Source organism: Butyricicoccus faecihominis, from assembly GCF_014648015.1.
Lineage (GTDB): Bacteria > Bacillota > Clostridia > Oscillospirales > Butyricicoccaceae > Agathobaculum > Agathobaculum butyriciproducens.
This window is the reverse complement of sequence record NZ_BMQH01000010.1, coordinates 86,652-106,154: the sequence shown is the minus strand read 5'-3', so window position 1 is coordinate 106,154 and position 19,503 is coordinate 86,652. Positions and strand designations below refer to the sequence as shown.

17 protein-coding genes are annotated in these 19,503 nt (G+C 57.5%); 8 read left to right on the top strand and 9 right to left on the bottom strand.

Going from position 1 to position 19,503, the window contains the following annotated elements:
• Positions 1 to 129: 129 nt before the first annotated feature.
• From trmL to eno, 6 genes are all read left to right on the top strand, one after another.
• Positions 130 to 615 carry a tRNA (uridine(34)/cytosine(34)/5-carboxymethylaminomethyluridine(34)-2'-O)-methyltransferase TrmL gene (gene trmL, locus IEY11_RS10955; protein WP_116704729.1) on the top strand — a complete coding sequence of 162 codons (486 nt, stop codon included), beginning with the start codon at positions 130 to 132 and terminating at the stop codon, positions 613 to 615.
• 11 nt (positions 616 to 626) lie between these two features.
• Positions 627 to 1,505 carry a DegV family protein gene (locus tag IEY11_RS10950; RefSeq protein ID WP_116704728.1) on the top strand — a complete coding sequence of 293 codons (879 nt, stop codon included), beginning with the start codon at positions 627 to 629 and terminating at the stop codon, positions 1,503 to 1,505.
• A 223-nt stretch (positions 1,506 to 1,728) separates the two neighbouring features.
• On the top strand, positions 1,729 to 2,919 hold the full coding sequence (locus IEY11_RS10945) for a phosphoglycerate kinase (protein ID WP_118728802.1): 1,191 nt from the start codon (positions 1,729 to 1,731) through the stop codon (positions 2,917 to 2,919).
• A 112-nt stretch (positions 2,920 to 3,031) separates the two neighbouring features.
• Positions 3,032 to 3,802, top strand: a complete 771-nt coding sequence (tpiA, locus tag IEY11_RS10940) for a triose-phosphate isomerase (RefSeq protein ID WP_110435367.1) — start codon at positions 3,032 to 3,034, stop codon at positions 3,800 to 3,802.
• A 116-nt stretch (positions 3,803 to 3,918) separates the two neighbouring features.
• Positions 3,919 to 5,652: a 2,3-bisphosphoglycerate-independent phosphoglycerate mutase gene (gpmI, locus tag IEY11_RS10935; RefSeq protein WP_279220761.1), complete on the top strand. Its 1,734-nt coding sequence runs from the start codon at positions 3,919 to 3,921 to the stop codon at positions 5,650 to 5,652.
• A gap of 251 nt (positions 5,653 to 5,903) precedes the next feature.
• Positions 5,904 to 7,223 carry a phosphopyruvate hydratase gene (gene eno, locus IEY11_RS10930; RefSeq protein ID WP_117489732.1) on the top strand — a complete coding sequence of 440 codons (1,320 nt, stop codon included), beginning with the start codon at positions 5,904 to 5,906 and terminating at the stop codon, positions 7,221 to 7,223.
• A 350-nt stretch (positions 7,224 to 7,573) separates the two neighbouring features.
• On the opposite strand, the gene IEY11_RS10925 is transcribed toward eno, so the two are convergent.
• The 9 genes from IEY11_RS10925 to IEY11_RS10885 all read right to left on the bottom strand — a co-directional run bounded on the left by IEY11_RS10925 (position 7,574) and on the right by IEY11_RS10885 (position 15,747).
• On the bottom strand, positions 7,574 to 8,620 hold the full coding sequence (locus IEY11_RS10925) for a hypothetical protein (protein ID WP_188886539.1): 1,047 nt from the start codon (positions 8,618 to 8,620) through the stop codon (positions 7,574 to 7,576).
• A 16-nt stretch (positions 8,621 to 8,636) separates the two neighbouring features.
• Entirely contained in the window at positions 8,637 to 10,457 is a 1,821-nt protein-coding gene (locus IEY11_RS10920; RefSeq protein WP_188886538.1) for a hypothetical protein, read from the bottom strand.
• Positions 10,457 to 10,825 (bottom strand): hypothetical protein, encoded by a 369-nt coding sequence (locus tag IEY11_RS10915; protein ID WP_119191251.1) that lies wholly within the window; start codon positions 10,823 to 10,825, stop codon positions 10,457 to 10,459. Before IEY11_RS10915 ends, IEY11_RS10920 begins: the two co-directional genes overlap by 1 nt.
• Positions 10,826 to 10,937: 112 nt before the next feature.
• Positions 10,938 to 11,969 (bottom strand): FN3 associated domain-containing protein, encoded by a 1,032-nt coding sequence (locus IEY11_RS10910; RefSeq protein ID WP_117751069.1) that lies wholly within the window; start codon positions 11,967 to 11,969, stop codon positions 10,938 to 10,940.
• A gap of 48 nt (positions 11,970 to 12,017) precedes the next feature.
• Complete coding sequence (locus IEY11_RS10905; protein ID WP_118728805.1) at positions 12,018 to 12,509, bottom strand: hypothetical protein; 492 nt, start codon at positions 12,507 to 12,509, stop codon at positions 12,018 to 12,020.
• Positions 12,484 to 14,043, bottom strand: a complete 1,560-nt coding sequence (locus IEY11_RS10900) for a hypothetical protein (RefSeq protein ID WP_188886537.1) — start codon at positions 14,041 to 14,043, stop codon at positions 12,484 to 12,486. The genes IEY11_RS10905 and IEY11_RS10900 overlap by 26 nt, the downstream gene beginning before the upstream one ends.
• Positions 14,033 to 14,224, bottom strand: a complete 192-nt coding sequence (locus IEY11_RS10895) for a hypothetical protein (RefSeq protein WP_118728807.1) — start codon at positions 14,222 to 14,224, stop codon at positions 14,033 to 14,035. The genes IEY11_RS10900 and IEY11_RS10895 overlap by 11 nt, the downstream gene beginning before the upstream one ends.
• Before the next feature lie 15 nt (positions 14,225 to 14,239).
• Positions 14,240 to 15,514, bottom strand: a complete 1,275-nt coding sequence (locus tag IEY11_RS10890; protein WP_118728808.1) for a phage terminase large subunit — start codon at positions 15,512 to 15,514, stop codon at positions 14,240 to 14,242.
• Between the two features lie 20 nt (positions 15,515 to 15,534).
• Entirely contained in the window at positions 15,535 to 15,747 is a 213-nt protein-coding gene (locus IEY11_RS10885) for a hypothetical protein (RefSeq protein WP_118728809.1), read from the bottom strand.
• A 163-nt stretch (positions 15,748 to 15,910) separates the two neighbouring features.
• Here IEY11_RS10885 and IEY11_RS10880 point away from each other — a divergent pair, with 163 nt between their 5' ends.
• Both IEY11_RS10880 and IEY11_RS10875 read left to right on the top strand, forming a co-directional pair.
• Positions 15,911 to 16,732, top strand: a complete 822-nt coding sequence (locus tag IEY11_RS10880) for a Cof-type HAD-IIB family hydrolase (protein ID WP_188886536.1) — start codon at positions 15,911 to 15,913, stop codon at positions 16,730 to 16,732.
• A 150-nt stretch (positions 16,733 to 16,882) separates the two neighbouring features.
• On the top strand, positions 16,883 to 19,450 hold the full coding sequence (locus tag IEY11_RS10875) for a DNA translocase FtsK (RefSeq protein ID WP_188886535.1): 2,568 nt from the start codon (positions 16,883 to 16,885) through the stop codon (positions 19,448 to 19,450).
• Positions 19,451 to 19,503 lie beyond the last annotated feature (53 nt).

Here is a 19,503-nt window from a genome sequence, read left to right as displayed (position 1 = left end):
TGCATGAAAATTTCCTCTGAATCTTGTGTTCAGAGGAAACTTTTTTGCGGAAAAATGGGAATATACCTTGAAAAATACGGTGTTATCGCATAAAATAGAAGAAGTTTAGTTCGTAAATGAGGCGAAAGTATGCTCAACATTGTTTTGGTCGAGCCGGAGATCCCGCAGAACACCGGCAACATTGCCCGCACCTGTGCGGCGACAGGCTGTGTGCTGCATCTGGTCGAGCCGCTCGGCTTTGCTATCGACGATAAGCGCATGAAGCGGGCCGGTCTGGATTACTGGCACCTGCTCGATGTGCGTATGTATAAAAATCTGGATGAATTTTTTGAGAAAAATCCGGACGGCCGCTACTTCTATGCGACAACAAAGGCACCGCACGCCTATCATGAGGTGGAATACTGCGACGGCGACTACCTGATGTTCGGCAAAGAGACCCGCGGTCTGCCGGAAGCGCTGCTCATCGAGCACCCGGAACGCTGCGTCCGCATTCCCATGAGAGAGGGCGCGCGCAGCCTTAATCTGTCTAACTCGGTCGCTGTTATTGTGTTTGAGGCACTGCGGCAGACCGGCTTTGAAAATCTGAGACTTGCGGGACCGTTTCCGCAGGCATAAAGGAGTAAAGAATGGAAAAGATTCATATTTTGACCGATTCCTCATCGGATATTCCGCACGATCTGGTAGAGGCGCACGGCATTGAGATCGTTCCGATCATGCTGACGCATGAGGGACGCAGCTTCCGCGAATATTACGACATCACATCTGAGGACTACTGCAGGCTGCTCGAGACCAGCAGCGAGATTCCCGGCACGGCCATGACTACGCCGACCGTATTCCTCGAGTCCTACAACCGTGCATTTGAGCGCGGCTGCACGCATCTGCTGGCAGTGCTCATCAACGGCGGCGGCTCGGGTACCTATCAGGCGGCCTGCCTTGCAAAATCCATGTTCGAGGAGGAGCAGGGTGAGGGCAAAATGACCATCGAGGTCATCGACTCCAAGACATACACCTATATTTACGGACACATTGTTGTCAAGGCTGCCGAAATGCGTGAGCAGGGCGAGAGCTTTGACGCGATCGTCAGCGTGGTAAAAAGCCGTCTTAACCGCGTGGAAGCCTACCTCGGTGTGTACAGCCTCAAGTTCCTCAAGAAGTCCGGCCGTATTTCGGGCGGCGCGGCCTTCGTGGGTGAGGCGCTCGGTCTCAAGCCCATCAGCCATGTGTATGACGGTGCGGTAAAGGTGTGTGACAAGGTGCGCGGTGAGAAGGCACTCGTTGCCGGAATGAGCAAAAAAGTCTCCGCCCGTGTGGTGCAGCCGGATAAGCAGACGGCTATCCTGCTCTACGGCGACGTACCCGCCGAGCGTCTGGATGAAATGGAAAAGCGTCTGCGTACCGAAATTGGATTCCGCGATGTGGAACGCGTAGCGATCGGTCCTTCGGTTCTGACAAATACTGGTCCGCTGGCGATGGCTGTAGCGTATTATGGAACGCCGCGGGATTGATGCAAAAATTGTGAATGTTGTTTAATATTTCGCAACTTTTTGGCGAAAAACGCAAAAATCCTCTAAAAGCGAGTTGGAATGTGATGATTTTCACAATTTTGCTTGCGAATGACACGAATTACGAGTATAATTCTGTATTGGAAACGGAATTATTTAAGTAATAAGTTCGTGCTTTTGTTCCTTATCGTAACTTTATAATACATCTTAAAGGAGAGGGATATTTATGCAGTATAACAAGAAGAGCGTTGAGGATATCGACGTATCCGGCAAGAAGGTAATTGCCCGCTGCGATTTTAACGTACCGCAGGACGAGAACGGCAACATCACCGACGACAAGCGCATCCGTGCTTCGCTGGAGACCATCAACTACCTGCTGGATCACAACGCTGCTGTAATCCTGTGCTCGCACCTCGGCCGTCCGAAGGGCGAAGTAAACATGAAGTATTCGCTGGCTCCGGTCGCTAAGCGTCTGGGCGAGCTGCTTGGCAAGGAAGTCAAGCTGGCAAAGGACGTTGTAGGCGAGGATGCTAAGAAGCTGGCCGCTGAGGTTAAGCCGGGCGAGGTCGTTCTGCTTGAGAATGTTCGCTTTGAAAAGGGCGAGACCAAGAACGACGCTGCGCTGGCAAAGGCTATGGCTGACATGGCTGACATTTACGTCAACGACGCATTCGGCACCGCACACCGTGCACACGCTTCCACCGCAGGCATCGCAGATTACCTGCCGGCTGTATGCGGTTTCCTGATCAAGAAGGAAATCTCCATCATGGGCAAGGCTCTGAGCGACCCGGCTCGTCCGTTCGTTGCAATCCTGGGCGGCGCTAAGGTTTCCGACAAGATCGGCGTTATCGAGAACCTGATTGACAAGTGCGACACCATCATCATCGGCGGCGGCATGGCCTACACCTTCTCCAAGGCAAAGGGCGGCGAGATCGGCACCTCTCTCTGTGAGGAAGACAAGATCGAGCTGGCACTCGGCCTGCTCAAGAAGGCTGCTGACAAGGGCGTTAAGCTGCTCCTGCCGGTTGATACCGTTTGTGCAGATCACTTCGGCGCGGACGCTGCTCCGGTCGTATACGAGGCTGGCAAGATCCCGGCTGACATGATGGGCATGGACATTGGCCCGAAGACCGTAGAGCTGTTCTCCGAGGCTGTCAAGGACGCAGGCACCGTTGTTTGGAACGGTCCGATGGGCGTATTCGAGTTTGACACCTTCGCAGTCGGCACCAAGGCTGTTGCCAAGGCAATCGCTGAGAGCAAGGCTGTTTCCATCATCGGCGGCGGCGACTCCGCAGCTGCTGTTGAGAAGCTGGGCTTTGCTGACAAGATGACCCACATCTCTACCGGCGGCGGCGCTTCTCTGGAGTTCCTCGAGGGTCTGGAGCTGCCGGGCATCGCATGCCTGCAGGACAAGTAAGTCCATTAGGAACGCTTTATATCGGAGCGCGTTCTGTTGAGCGCTCCGTATAAATACATAAAGATTTAAGACGGAAAAGTCCGTCCGAATGTTTGAAAGGGGTAAAACCAACATGAATCGCAGATATCGTAAGACCATTATCGCCGGCAACTGGAAGATGAACAAGACTCCGGCAGAGGCTAAGGCTCTGATCGAAGAGATGAAGCCGCTCCTGTCCAAGACCAAGTGGTGCGAGATGGTTCTTTGCGTACCGTTTACCGATATTCAGGCTGCTGTAAAGGCTGCTAAGGGCTCCAAGATTGCAATCGGCGCTGAGAACATGCACTTCGAGAAGTCCGGCGCTTTCACCGGCGAGATCTCCGCTGACATGCTCAAGGAGCTGGGCGTTAAGTACGTTATCATCGGCCACTCCGAGCGCCGTCAGTACTTCAACGAGACCGACGAGGCTTGCGGCAAGAAGGTTCAGGTCGCTCTCGAGAACGGTCTGCGCCCGATCCTGTGCGTAGGCGAGTCTCTGACCGAGCGCGAGCAGGACGTTACCATGGAAGTTATCCGCAAGCAGATCAAGATCGCTCTGCAGAACGTAGCTGTTGAGGACATTAAGAAGGTTGTCATCGCTTACGAGCCGATCTGGGCAATCGGTACCGGCAAGACCGCTACCGCAGAGCAGGCTAACGAGGTTTGCTCCGCTATCCGTGACTGCCTGCGCGAGAAGTACGGCGCACGCGCTGCACGCGGCATCACCATCCAGTACGGCGGCTCTATGAACGCGAAGAACGCTTCCGAGCTGCTGGCTCAGCCGGACGTTGACGGCGGCCTGATCGGCGGTGCCTCCCTGAAGAGCGCTGACTTCGCTACCATCGTAGAAGCAGCTAACCAGTAAGATAAGGATACGGGAAAGGGAAACGCTCCCTCACCGTTTTGCGGAGGGGGACATGGTGCATATCGTGTCCCCTTTTATTCTCTTATCGTTCGCTTCTGTAAAGGAGTTTTATCAGTATGAAAAAAACCACTATGCCGGGCATGCCGGAGGTAGAGGTAGTCGAGATCAAGACTTCCGCACCGGTTAATGTTCTGGCAGATCCGGCTCCTGCAAAAAAGCCGGCGGCAAAGCGTACTCGCAAGACCGCTGCTAAGACTGCCGAGGAGAAAAAGCCGGCAGCAAAGCGCGGCCGCAAGCCCAAGGCAGCCGCCGCTGCTGCCAAGAAGGCAGAGGGCCCGAAGAAGCCGACCGCTCTGATTATCATGGACGGCTTCGGTCACCGCGAGGAGACCAAGGGCAACGCCATCGAGGCTGCTAAAAAGCCGAATCTCGATAAGATTTTCGCAGAGAACCCGCTCACCTATATCGGTGCATCCGGTCTGGACGTTGGTCTGCCGGACGGCCAGATGGGCAACTCCGAGGTTGGCCACACCAACATCGGTGCAGGCCGCATTGTATATCAGGAGCTGACCCGCATCACCAAGGCCATCCAGGACGGCGATTTCTTCGAGAATCCGGCTCTGATGAGCGCTATCAACCAGTGCAAGTGGTTCGATTCCACCCTGCACATTTTCGGTCTGCTGTCTGACGGCGGTGTGCATTCCCACATTGACCACATGTTTGCACTGCTCGAGCTGGCACGCCGCAATGGTCTGCGCAAGGTTTGCTTCCACTGCTTCATGGACGGCCGCGACACGCCGCCGCAGTCCGGTATCGAGTATATCGACCGCCTGCAGGCCAAGATCGACGCTGTCGAGGTCGGCTGCATTGCAACCGTATCCGGCCGTTACTACGCAATGGATCGTGATAACCGCTGGGATCGCGTACAGAAGGCGTACAACGCTATCGCACTCGGCGAAGGCGAGCACGCTGCTACCGCACACGAGGCTATGGAGCAGTCCTACGCAAACGGCGTAACCGACGAGTTCGTTGTTCCGGTTATCGTTACCGAGGGCGCGACCGTCAAGGACGACGACGCGATCATCTTCGCAAACTTCCGCCCCGACCGTGCGCGTGAGATCACCCGTGCATTCGTTGATCCGGAATTCACCGGCTTTGAGCGCGTACAGCCTAAGATCCACTACGTCTGCATGACGCAGTATGATGCTACTATTCCGGGCGTGGAAATCGCCTTCAAGCCGCAGAGCCTGAAGAACACGTTCGGCGAATATATCTCCGATCTGGGTATGACCCAACTCCGCATTGCCGAGACCGAGAAGTACGCACACGTTACGTTCTTCTTCAACGGCGGCGTTGAGAAGGAGTACCCGGGCGAGGATCGTGCTCTGATCCCGTCCCCGAAGGTTGCAACCTATGATCTCCAGCCGGAGATGAGCGAGCCTGCCGTTACCGAGGAGTGCGTAAAGCGCATCCTGTCCGGCAAGTACGACGTTGTTATCCTCAACTTCGCAAACTGCGATATGGTCGGTCACACCGGCGTATTCGAGGCTGCCGTAAAGGCGATTGAGGCTACCGATGACGGCGTAGGCAAGGTCGTTGACGCCATCCTCAAGATGGGCGGCCAGTGCCTGATCACCGCCGACCACGGCAACGTCGATCAGATGCTTGATGCCGATGGTGTTACTCCGTTCACCGCACATTCCACTAACCCGGTGCCGCTCGTAATGATCGGTCACGAGGGCAAGCTGGCAGAAGGCGGCGTACTGGCTGATCTGGCTCCCACCATGCTGGATATGATGGGTCTCAAGCAGCCGGAGGAGATGACGGGTCACTCGCTGCTCGTAAAGTGAGCCTCTAAGAGGGACGCTGTCCCCCTTAGATACCGAAAAAGTTCCCAAGGAAACTTTTTCGGATATCCCCCTCATCTTTGCACGGCAAAGACGGTTCGGGACACGTGTCCCGAAGCAGTGGTATAAAAGTCCGGCAGAGCTGGACTTTTATGGGGAATTTTATCGCCGCGTGCGCGCGGCGCAGCAAAAATGTGATTTTTGCTGTTTCGTTAGCCAACCATTTTATTTTATAATAAGAAGGAGAAAGAATTATGAAGGGCTACATTGAAATTGTTGATGTAATCGGCCGCGAAGTTATGGACTCCCGCGGCAACCCGACCGTTGAGGTTGAGGTTTACGTTGAGGGCGACACCGGCGCATACATGGGCCGCGCTGCTGTTCCGTCCGGTGCTTCCACCGGTATCTTCGAGGCTTGCGAGCTGCGTGACGGCGACAAGTCCCGCTACAACGGCAAGGGCGTACTCAAGGCTGTTGACGCTGTAAACGGCGAGATCGCTGAGGTTGTTATCGGCATGAACGCTCTCGACCAGCAGGCAATCGACAAGGCTATGATCGAGGCTGACGGCACCCCGAACAAGACCAAGTTCGGCGCAAACGCTATCCTCGGCGTATCCCTGGCTGTTGCCAAGGCTGCTGCAGAGGCTCTGAGCCTGCCGCTGTACAACTACATCGGCGGCTGCAACGCTAAGACCCTGCCGATGCCGATGATGAACATCCTGAACGGCGGTGCACACGCTACCAACAACGTTGAGATTCAGGAATTCATGATCATGCCGGTTTCCGCTCCGTCCTTCCGCGAGGCTCTGCGCCGCTGTGCAGAGGTATTCCATCAGCTGAAGACCACCCTGAAGGAGAACGGCACTCCGGCAGCAGGTGTAGGCGATGAGGGCGGCTACGCTCCGAACCTGAAGAAGGACGAGGATGCTCTGAAGGTTATCGTTCAGGCAATCGAAGAAGCTGGCTACAAGCCGGGCGAGGACTTCATGATCGCAATCGACGCTGCTTCCTCCGAGTGGTGGAACGACGAGGAGAAGTGCTATATCCAGCCGAAGTCCGGCAAGAAGCTGACTCAGCAGCAGCTGGTTAAGATGTGGAAGAACTTCGCTGAGAAGTACCCGATCATCTCCCTCGAGGACGGCATGGCAGAGGAAGACTGGGAAGGCTGGGCTATGCTGACCAAGACTCTGGGCGACAAGATCCAGCTGGTTGGCGACGACCTGTTCGTAACCAACACCGCTCGTCTGTCCAAGGGCATCGAGCTTGGCGTTGCTAACTCCATCCTGATCAAGGTTAACCAGATCGGCTCCCTGACCGAGACCCTGGATGCTATCCAGATGGCTAACCGCGCTGGCTACACTGCAGTTGTATCCCACCGTTCCGGCGAGACCGAGGACGCAACCATCGCTGATATCGCTGTTGCACTGAACGCTGGCCAGATTAAGACCGGTGCTCCGTCTCGTACCGACCGCGTTGCAAAGTACAATCAGCTGCTCCGCATCGAGGAAGAGCTGGGCGAGGATGTTGCACAGTTCCTGGGCAAGAAGGCTTTCTTCAACCTGAAGAACAAGTAAGTCTCCGTCCTTACCGTTACTGCAATATGAGAAAACCGCACGCTTTTGCGTGCGGTTTTTTTATGGCTTAATCATAAAAGCTGTGGGATGAAGGATTTCTGATATAATGATTGAGCCTTTTTATATAGAAATTTCTTGCGAATATATAGTAAATTCTTGCACTTGGGTTGACGGACGGACAAACCTGTGCTATCATAATTGCAGTAACATAGCGAATTCTCTGTGCTGAAACGGAGAATCTGGCTTTTTTGGATAAAATTGCTCACATTTTCATTTCTTTATCATAAATCACCTCTGCGCCTTGTGCGCAGAGGTGATTTATTTTTTCGGACAGACACGGCTTGAAAAAATCAGCCGCCGTAGCCGTTCTTCCATCGCTGCAGCGCGAGCGCTGCGTTCTTGTAGCTGACATCGGCGGTCGGCGTTCCGGCGGGCACACCGAGGATAGCTGCGTCACTCTGACGAACGTAGCCGCTGGTTTTCCAGCGCTCAAGCGCCTGCTCGTAGGCACGGGTCTGTGCATTCGCCGCTGCACTGCTGACATTCAGCTGATAATTGCGCCAGTTCAGCGTCGGCGTGCCGTTCAGGAAGCCGGTCAGACCGGCTACGGATAAGCCGTAATCGCGGTCGGCGTTAAACTGGCTCAGCGCCGCCTGCGCCTGCTGAAGCGCTGCATTTTCCGATGCGGTATAGTAGCTGCTCTCGGCGGCTGCGGTCTGTTCATCGGCAGCATTCTGCGCCGCCGCGCGCGCGGACAGACGCGCCTGACCGAGCGCATTCAGGTCGCTGCGGTACCGGTTGTCCACCGCGATACGGCTGGTCTCCGCCATGCCGCTGGTGGTCGCCTGCCCTCGTGCGCCCATGTTAAGTCCGAGCGCCGCCAGCTTTTCCTCGTTATTCACTGCGGACTGTCGGGCATTGATGTCGGTCTGACGCATACCGGCGGCGTAGTCGTTCTCGATGGACGCGAGATTGCTCTCCAACTGCCTTGCAATGCGGCTGCGGGCGGTTTCAAATCGCTTGAAACGGGCATTTTCCGCCGCGTCATACAGGCTGCTGACGCGGTTTGCACCGGTTGTTGTGCTTGAAACCGAGTACGGACGGTAGCTGCCGTTCCATGTCGAAACCGCGTCGTTGGACGCAACCTTGCCGCCGAGACCGAGCGAGTCAATCTTGTTCTGGCGTTCGCTCAGCAGCTGCTGGCGTTTCGCTGAATCAGTCGTGCCGGCGATCGCCGCCGAGTAGTCAAAATTGTCGCGGTAGCCATTGGAATTGAGCGTGCCGGAGGACTTGCTTGCCGTCGATTTGCTTGTCGCCGTCTTAGCCGAAGTGGACTTGGATGTGGTTGACTTTATCGTTGATGTTCGGCGTGTGGAAGTTGATTTGATGATTGCCAAAGGGGAATCCTCCTTTCTAAATTACGGTCTGACCCTGTGTCCAGCGGATGGTGAGCGCGAGCAGACCAAACGGCTCATCCGGCCGGTCGTTGCCGATGCGCACGGCAAACAGCGGACTGCGGTGCTGCTTCCAGCGGGTACGGTACGTCACCGCACCCGGAATGCACCGGAAGGAGAACCGCGAAAAATCCAGTGTGCGGAAGGAAAACAGGTCCATATTGCGGGAAAGCGCAAGCTGGACACCGTTTTCGTTCTCGTACTGCACGGTCGCGCCCGAGCGGGAATGCGGCATGAGCGTCGGAATCACATCCCGCACGGTCTTGAAGCGGCTCCAGTCGGATAGGGGCAGGGTAGGCGTGCGCCAGTACGCGGCAATCGCCGCCGTGTCATCAAGATAGGCGTGCTCCTCCTCGCTTTTGGCAAAACGGCACAGTCGGCCGTCTGCCGTGCCGAACCACAGATGACCGTTCAGCACCGCCAGACACTGTGCAGGCACGTTCACCCAGAAAAACCACGCCGGATCGCCGTTTTCCTCGGTCAGAGAGCCGTCCGCGACATAAATGTGTCCGTTCACTGCCAGATAATATTTGCCCTCGAATACCACCGCACAGGCACTTTGGAGGTCGGTCTCCTGCGATAATTTCGGCACAATGGCATCGGATACCAAGCGGATCGTCCGCTGCTCGGCAACGGCGGTGCCGTACACGCCCTGCACACCGCGCGCCGAGAGATACAGCGGCAGGTCATTCAGCACGGCGAAGCAGCGGCTCGAAATCGCGCCTTCACCTTGCGCACCCTGCTTGAGCGGATACAGCGCGGAACCGTCATCCGCCATCATATAGGTGCGCAGATAGCTGGTCGCCTCTTGTGCGCCGCCGGACTTGACCACGACCTGACTTTCGTACTGCTTGAGATAGCCGACGATCGCAGATGCGTCCGTGCCCATGCGAGTGTAGCCGGTGTCCGGAAAGTAGGTCGGGTCGTATAGGCCGCTCTGCCAGTCACAGTCCGGCTCGTCCGGGTTGCCGGAAAGGAACACGCGCGTGTCGTTTTTGCCGCCGTACAGACCGGCAAAGCGGCATTTGTTGATCTTGTCCGCATGCCCGCTGACGGTTTTGGCAAACGCGATGGACACATTCGCCAATCCGTTTCCGTTTGCCGGAGCAGAGGCCAGCGTTACCAGACCGGTCGAGCGGTTGACCGCCGAAACGGTAACCGCCGAGCCGTTCACCTCAGCCGTGACAGCTGTCTCGTCGAGGTCGGTCGCGTCCACCTTGAACTGGGTCGCCGTGCCGTCACCGATAAAGGTGTTGATGCGCTTAGGCGTCAAGAGATTTACCGCCTCGTAGCTGGTGCCGCCGCCGGTCGGCGCCGCAGAGATGGTCGTGGTCGGCACATAGGCTGTGCCGGATACCGGAACGGCTTCCCAGACCGTGTTTTTGCTGCTTTTGCGCACCGCACGATAGGTTTTGCCGTCCATCAGGTAGAGTACACCCTTCACCGTGAACGACTGAGAAAATGCCTCGTTCATGTCCGCGCACAGCTCGGTCTGCGTGCCGTCCGGCGCCCGAAAATACAGCTTTGCACCTGCGTGAACGGCACAGCCAATGCCATCCGGCATAGCGAATAACCCATAGATGGGTGCGTTAAACTGCGCCTGTGTGCGCCATCCGGTGCGCTTTACCAGAAAATCGTTCTGGTCGCAGATCATGTTCTGCATATCCGGCGAGCGGGAGAGAGACACCTTGGTCGGATGCGTGCGGCAGTCGATGCCGCCGAACCGGCTGACCACAGTCTGCTGCTCGGTCTCCGGATAGGGAAATTCATAGCTTCGCATTAAATCATCTCCTGCACGGCGGTAAACTGCGCGGGACAGTGATTGAGCAGGCGTTCGCTGTATTCGGTTGCCGCCCAGTTGAACTTGGCCTTGTCGTCATCCGCGACAAGCAGCGCCGCCAGTCCGTACGGAAAACATTCGCGCGCCAGCCAGTCACCGGCGGGCAGTTCCTCGGTCAACGCCGTCATGCGCGGCGGCACAAGCAGCACGTCTTTGCCGTCAGACGCACGTTCCGCGTTCATCTCGCGCAGGCTGTTTGCTAACAGCTGGTTGAGCGCACCGAGCGCAAACTGCTCGTAATACACACCGCTGTCCGGTGTTTCGGATAAAATATTCAGCGCTGCACGAAAGCATTCGGTTCCGGTCATAGGATTACCTCCTTTGTGATGGGTTCATTGGATACAGTGAGAAGCTAGGAGAAGGAGTGAGGAGTAAACGAAGAAAACCTCCTATCTCCTCACTCCTAACGCCTATCTGAATTTAGCCTTCCGCTACCTCGGACGGATACGCGCCGGACTGCACACAGTATGCGCGGATCTTGCAGCCGGTTTCAGGCGTTAGCACGGTGCCGGCAACATAATCCTTCGCGGAATCCGAGTAGCGCGGATCCGAGCCGTCCAGAGTGTAGCGCACCTTGCCGAACGCGGTGATCTTGCCCTGGCTGATGGTCGGTGCGCTCGAGCGGCAGTCCTCATCGACCAGTGCATATACGCCGCCGCACTTTGCGCCGAGCACATACGCGTCGTAGTAGTGACGGCCCTCAATCAGTGCACCGGACACGCCGACCGGGTCCTCGTGCACCTTGGCATCCGCGATCTTGTACGGCATGAGCACGGCATCCTTGTGTGCAACGAGGAAGTACACGTCCTCCGGCAGATAGCTCTTGGGAACGCGGACGACATTCATGCCGAATACCTCGCCGCACACGCCCTTGGCGATGGACTGACGCGCCAGCACATCCACACCGGCAAACTCGTCCGAGGTGCACACCAGCTTGTACATTTCGCTCGTCAGATACAGATAGCGGTTGTCGTCCGGCACGAGCGCGTCATCGAGCGCCTGCGATGCATCCGCAATCTTGCTGATGATATTCGCCTTGGTCGGCTTTGCACTTTCAACAATGCTGCCCGCCATGGTGACGAAGCGCTTGAATGCGTACTTGTCTGCCGCCGGCGTGGACTTCTCATTCAGCTGCAGGCGCAGCATGTCGGCGGCGTTCTTGACCAGATTCTGATCGAGGTTGTTGCCCTTGTCGATGGTCAGGGTAAACGCCTTGTCCTGCGTCATGGTCAGTTCCTGTACCACATCCTGCATTTCGGTCACATCGCCGTAGCGCTTGAGACCGCCGTCACGGTCGTAATCGACCTCCTCCACCGTGATCGGGGTGTAAACCTTGAGCGTTTTCACGCCGGTCAGGTCATACGTCTCCGCGGTCTTGCCCTTGATAAAGGACGCGCGGGTGAATACCTCTGCAATCTGGTCGGAATACTTGCTTGCGAGATTGATAGCCATAAGAATTTACCTCCTATATAAATGTTAAATCGTGAAGTAATGAGAGCGTTACTTGCCGAGCAAAGCGAGGGTGACCGGATCTGCTCCCGTGGGTTCCCCGTCCGACTGCGCCGGACCGACCGCCGCACGGCGGTTCTTCTGGTTCATCTCGAGGGCTGCCAGTTCGTCTCTCAGCTCGGCAATCTCCCACTTGCGGTACGCGGACACGAGCGAGCCTTCCTGCTGCGCCCACTCCCATACCTGCTGCGGAATGTCCTCGGGACGGACATCGGGATATTCCTCGACGAATGCGGCGTAGATCTGGCCGTTCGGCATGGCGTTTGCCGCACGATTACGGCGGATGTACGCGTTGCGCTTGGAAAGTCCCTGTGCGGCTGCGTCAATCAGCTCTTCGAGCGTCAGTTCGACGATATCGCCGTCCACCTCGACCGGATAGGTCTGTGCATTTTCCTGCGGCTGGATTTCCGCCGTCTGCTCCTGTGCGAACGGATTGACCGCCATTTCCTGCTCGGGATTAGGATTCATTGCTGTTTTCTGCATTACTGTTTGCCTCCTTTTGCTGCTGTCGCTGTACGCGAAGTGCGTGCAGCAGGTCGTGTTTGCCGCGTACCTGATAATCCGGTACGTTTTCCAGATATACGAGCGGGTCGGAAATAACGCCGCTCTCCAGCAGATGATCGTTTGTCATCGTCTGCATGGTTTCGGACCAGTAGCTTGCCGCGCCGACATCCACCTGCAGGCGCATGTCCTGTCCGGCGAGTGCGGAGAAGTCGAACGTGCATTTTTCGGGTTCGCCGCCGTCCTCATTCGGCAGAACGAGCGTGCGCACGCCGTAGTGCGCGCCCATCATATCGAGGAAAATGCGCGCCCAGTCCTCAGTGAAGCGGTAGAACTCCATTTTTGTCAGCTCGAGCGGAGCCGCCGTTGCGTTCTGCACCGCGATAATTGCCGAGGTGTTGTCCGGATTGACCGTGCCGAGTGCGGCTTCGCTTGCGCCCATGAGTTCCGCGGTATCGGTCATCATTTGCTTGAGCAGCTGCAGCACCTGTGCCGAGATATCCGGTGCGCGGAACGCCGCCGCGATGGCGTCGTTCGGGTTGCCGCGCATGCCGATTGCCTTGCCGACGTCGTTCGACCAGCCGTTCGGGAACCGCGTCATGTCGTACACGATCTTAGGGAACGCCACCTGCTTGATGCACTGGACGTACATCGAGTACAGCTTGTTGATGGCGATCTGGTTCGGAATGGCCTCGGTCAGTGGACTTTCGCCGTGGCACGAGCCGCGCACGCGGTTCCAACACAGATGCGTCACCGGATACAGCCGATAGGGAAGCACCTTTTCGGGCATGACAACGGCATTCCGCGTGGTCTTGCAGAAGGCAATGCCGTTCTCGGTCCTGCGCATATGCAGCAGTACGGTCACGCGCTCGCCGTCGCTCGAGGTACGGTAACGGTGGTACTCGCCCACATCATCCGGTCGAATGGCTTCCGCGTCACTCGCGGAGATGCCGTTGGCACGCGCTTCGCGGCGCACCTTGTCCGCGTCGCGCCGCATGGCAATGATAATGTACGGCTGGCGCTGTACCTCATCGCAGGCGGCGTTGCCGAAGCAGATGTTCGTGGAATCAATCAGCTCCACCGCAATATCGCCCTTGACCGCCTGACCGGTCTCAAGAGCCGGATCAAAGTGCATGTAGAAGCAAGCATCACCGTCCACACAGGCGTTTTTCAGCAGCGGGCGGCCGAGTGCCTTGACACCCGAACGCTCGATCGCGGATGCAAACGCGCGTTCGAGCACATGCGCGGTCTGCCGCCCGTCCTCATCCATGTCAAACGGCTGGGCGCGTACCGCCACATCGTCGGAGACCAGCATGGACACAAACAGGTTGACGCAGCGGCGCAGCACGTTGAAGATCAGCGGGTCGAGGGACTGCACGCGCAGACCCTCCCACTGCCTGCCGAGGTAAAACGCCTCGTTGCGCCGAACACGGTCGTATAAACCGATCGAGCGCTTGTAGTCGCGGTCGCGCTCATATTTCTTCCAGATTGCCGTCGGTGACGGATCAAATTTCATCGTTGTCCTCCTCTCGTCCGTAGTTCATCAGCGCCGCCAGATCGCGGCTGAGCGTATCCTCCGGCGTAGATTCTGCCGTGTGCTCCTTCGGCAAACGTCGCGGCAGAACCACACCGCCGGAGATGATTGCACCGGTCAGGACCAGTACCGCCGCAGACAGCGCGTAACATAAAATTTCCATAATGCCTCCTTTCACTCAAAACCTGAGAAATTCTCCTACTTCGCAGTCATACGCCGACTGGGGGACCGCCTTAACCGGCTCATAAACGGTCGCGGCGTACCCGCGGAGCGCATCCGGCGCATGGGTCAGCTCGTGCGGCGTGTTCGCTGTGTCGGACGGATTGCGCTTGTCGTGCTGCAGCGCAGGCAGCGTGCGGATCAGATTGCGGCAGGTGTCGAAAATCGTCAGTCTGGGACGAACGGTGCCATCCGTATCCTTGCGCGGCTGCAGCAGCTCATGCAGCGCCAGCCATCCGGCGACGCGTTCATTGCTGCTTTTGACAAAATCCAGTCCGCTGTCCGCGAACAGTTCTACCGCGCTTCTGCCGGTTTCCTGCCGTCGGTTCCACAGATCGGGCGGCGCGAGACGGCAGTCAATGTGTTCTCCGGCCGTCTCACAGGCAAGTATCTGCGTCGCTGCATCCGAAATAATGAGTCCCGGACGGTAGAGTTCGCGGTAGACCACGCTGTGTCCGTCCGGACTTTGCGCAATCCATAGCGCTGCCAGCATGTCCAGACCGTAGTCAATGGTCAGGCAGCGCCGCCAGTCATGCGGGATGGCATACGGCTTTACAACATGCAGGTCGCGCGAAAATTCGCTGAAATACTGCCCCTCGTTCAGTTCCCACACGCCGTCGAGCAGTGCTTTCCGGTCGGTGGGAGAGAGCAGCTTCAGGCGTTTCTCGTAGCCTGCATCCGCCTTGCGGAGAAACGGGTTGTCACCCAGTCTTGCGGGCAGAAACAGCCGCGTGCCGCCGTCGAACTCGCGCACGGTGTCCGGCGGCATGGAGTCGATAAACCGGCTCTTCACCCACTGGTGACCGACACCGCCGGGATTGGTCGTCGCCTTGACCTGCTTGGGGAATCCGTTCGTGCCGCGGATACGCGACAGCAGATAGGTGAACTGGCTTTCGGTGAAATGTGTCAGCTCATCGAACCGGATGACATCGTATTCCGCGCTCTGGTACTTGGTCACATCGCTTTCCGCGTCGCAGTACCCGAATTCCAGCGCCGAACCGTTTGCAAAATCCCACCGGTGCTCACTCACCTTGTACTTTGCAATGCACTGCGGATACAGCCGCAAAGCCGCCGGTACAAGCGAGCGCTCCAGCTCCGGCATGGTCCTTCGCAGCATGAGCTGCCGTGAACCCGGATAGCAAACCGCAAACCGCAAAGCATCGAGCAGCTGACCGTGGCTTTTGCCGCCGCCTGCCGCGCCGCCGAACAGTGTTTCGAGCGTGTCCGACTGCATGAACGCTGCCTGCCGCCGTGTTACGGGGAATTCGTATCGTCTACGATCCGAAACACGATCTCCACCGGCTGAGCTTCGGTCTGCTCGTCGCCAAGCATCACGCCCTTGCCGACCGTCCGGTCGAGGATTTCCTTGATCGCGCTGAGCCGGCTGTTCGCCGGTGCTTCCGCATCGTCCGCGATGTCGTACAGCATGCGGATCAGCCGATCCGGCTTTTCGTTTTCGCTGCACATGGCCTCACCTCCTTTCGATGAGCCATAGAATAGGAGCAAAATCCAAATTTGTCAAGAACAAATGTTCGATTTTTTATTTGCTTGCAATTTTTGCCCAGCTGCGGTATGCTGAATAAGATGGAAAATATGCGGCGCAGCAGCGCCAGTATCAGGAGGAAAGAAGATGAAAAGAATCGACCTTATCGCGCTCGATTTAGACGGAACTGCGCTCAATCCGCAGAATCAGGTCTCTCCGGCGACCGCCGATGCCGTGCGCCGTGCCCGCGAGAGCGGTCTTCATGTTGTGGTCTCCACCGGACGAATCTGCGGTGAGGCACGCGACTTTGCACTCATGCTCGGCACGGATGACCAGATGGTCACCTCGGGCGGCGCGACGCTGTCGAGCGTGTCGCAGGAGCGCTGCACCATGCGCATGTCCATGCCGTGGGAAGCTGCTGTGCGTGCGTCTGCCGTGGTGGAGCGCATCGGCATGATCACAATGGTGTATGCAGGAGAGACGCTGCTCATTACCCCGTATGATGATATTGAATTCGGCAAATATAAGTCGAATGAAGGCTATTTAAGCTCGAAAAAGGTTGTGCCGTCTGTTGCGGAATATATTGCCACAAACCATGTTTCGGTCGATAAAATGTTCATCCGCAGCCATGACCCGGTCATGCTCGTGCGCGCTCGTGCACAGCTGGAACAGATCCCGGGTATCCGCGTGATGAGCAGCGCGGCTGACAACCTCGAGGTCATCACGCCGGCCGCGGACAAGGGCGTTGCTCTCGGCATGCTGTGCCGTGAGCTGGGCACCGACCTCGACCACGCCGCCGCCATCGGTGACAGCGAAAACGACCTCGAAATGCTGAACGCCGTAGCCCTCCCGATTGCGATGGGAAACGCAAGCGCAGCCGTTAAAAATCTGTGCCTGCGCGAGACGCTCACCAACGCACAGGACGGCGTAGCAGCCGCCATCGACCGCATCATCGCGGAGAACGGCTAAACGAGCAGACCGGCCGCTGTTTTCCGGAAAAACAGTGGTAAAAATCGGATTTCTATGCTATAATATACTTGCAGAGTATCCGCAGAAAGCGGAAAAACGGCGCAGAACGCCGTCAGATTGAATCACAAAGAAAGTTGAAGGATAAAAGTTTTGGCTGCAAGGAAAACCACAACTAAAAAATCGACGAAAAGCGCACCCAAGGGCAAGCGTGCGGCACAGCCGCAGCCGGAGGAACTCGGTCCGATCCTGTCCCGTCCGGTCTGGGGCGCGATCTGGGGCATTGTCGGTCTGCTGTGCCTGCTGTCGATCCTGCCGATCGACGGCGTGCTGCTCAAGTGGCTGCACCGCGGCATCGGTGCGCTCATCGGCAAGGGTGCGTATGTCATGCCGTTTGCGCTGATCGGCATCGCCGTGCTGCTGTTTGCGCGTCCCAAGGGTCCCGTGCGTCTGCGCGGAACGTGTATCGCGCTCATGCCGCTGCTGATCGGCAGTATCATTCACGCCTTTTCGTGTGCAAATGAGTACGACCTGTCCATGAGCACGCTCAGCGGTCTGCTCTCTACCGGTATGGAAGGCTCGTCCGGCGGTCTGCTGGGCGGCGGTCTGTACATCCTGCTCGAGTGGGCGCTCTCGTCCATCGGCGCACTGCTCATCCTGCTGGTGCTGTTCATCGTGACTTTACTGGTGGCCTGTCGCATCACGCCGCAGGCGCTGTACGACATGGTTCGTCCGCCTGAGTATGAATACGAGGACGAGGAGGAGCGTGAGCGCTACGAAGCGCCTGTTCAGCTGCCGAACATCCACGAAGCGGCAGCTGCGCATGCACAGCGCCGAGAAGAGCGCCGTGCGCACCGTAAATCCGACTTTGACATCCCGATCGACGCCGATCCGCCCGGAGAGGATAAGCCGGGCGAGGAATTGATCGACCCGAACAAGCACCACGGCAAGGTAATCGCGCCGGACGAATATCTGCGCTCACTGCGCGATAACGTGAAGAAAAAGGCCGGAAGCATTATGGATCTGGTCGAAAACAAGCAGCCGGAGGAAGAACCGGCGCACGTTTCCGAGTCGGAGCCCGAGCATGAGGCGGCTCCTGCACCGGCATCCAAGCCGAAAAAGACCGAGAACATCTCGGAAATCGAGCAGGCGGCCATGAACGAGCAGATCGATGAGAGCCAGAAGGCTCCCGCGCCGGTGTACGACTACCCGCCGATCGACCTGCTGACGCAGGGCAAGCACGCTTCGGTAGCCGGTGCGGAGACCGAGCTGCGCGAAAGCTCGGCGTGCCTGCTCGATACGCTCGACTCGTTCAACATCGAGGCACAGATCATCGGCATCGTGCGCGGCCCGTCCGTCACCCGCTTTGAACTGACCATCCCGCGCGGTATCAAAATCTCGCGCATCACCGCACTGGCGGACGACATTGCACTGTCGCTCGGCGCGGCAAACGTGCGTATCGCGCCCATTCCGGATAAGGTCGCGGTCGGCATCGAGGTGCCGAACAAAACCGTCAATACGGTCTTTATCCGCGAGTGTATCGGCTCGCCTGCGTTTGCCAACGCGAAAAGCCGCCTGTCCTTTGCCGTCGGCAAGGACATCACCGGCAAGCCGGTCATCGGTGACATTGCCAAGATGCCGCACATGCTGATTGCCGGTACCACCGGCTCCGGTAAGTCGGTGTGCATCAACTCCATGCTGATCTCGCTGCTGTACAAGTCCACGCCGGAGGAAGTCCGCCTCATCATGGTGGACCCGAAGATGGTTGAGCTGGGCAACTATAACGGCATTCCGCACCTGCTGATTCCGGTTGTTACCGATCCCCAAAAGGCCGCCGGTGCGCTCAACTGGGCGGTTGGTGAGATGGAACGCCGCTACAAGCTGTTCGCAGACCATCAGGTGCGCAATCTGGTCGGCTATAACGACCTCATGCGTTCCGAAAAGGCCAAAGCCGAGCAGACCGAGGACGGTCATCCCGAGCAGTATCAGGTGCTGCCGCAGATCGTCATCGTTATCGACGAGCTGGCTGACCTGATGATGGTCGCCGCCAAGGAAGTCGAGAACTCCATCTGCCGTATCGCGCAGAAGGCACGAGCCGCAGGCATGCACCTTGTTGTAGCAACGCAGCGTCCGTCGGCTGACGTTATCACCGGTATTATGAAGGCAAATATCCCGTCGCGTATCGCGTTTGCGGTAGCCAGCCAGATCGAGTCGCGTATCATTCTGGACACGACCGGCGCAGAAAAGCTGATCGGCAAGGGCGATATGCTGTATGCGCCGCTCGGTGAGGGCAAGCCGACCCGTGTACAGGGCTGCTTCATCTCCAACGAGGAGATTGAGGCTGTCATTGCCCGCATCAAGGAGACCAGCACCGCCGAGTACAGCGAGGAGATCCTTGAGCACATCGAGCAGCAGGCCGAGCAGGTGGGCAATAACAAGGGCGGCGGCAGCAGCGGCACGAGCGATTTGGGCGACGATGAGGATGAACTCATCGAGGAAGCCATTGAGGTCATCATGGACTGCCGTCAGGCATCCACATCCATGCTGCAGCGCCGTCTGAAGCTGGGCTATTCGCGTGCCGCGCGTATCATCGACCAGATCGAGGACCGCGGTATCATCGGCCCGTCCGAAGGCTCCAAGCCGCGCCAGATCCTCATCTCGCGTGAGGACTGGCAGGAGATGAAACTGCGCCGCACAATGCCGCTCGACAAGCAGCAGTAATGGAAAATGAACGCTATCTTTGTGCCGTTCTATAATTCTCCATTCTCCATTTT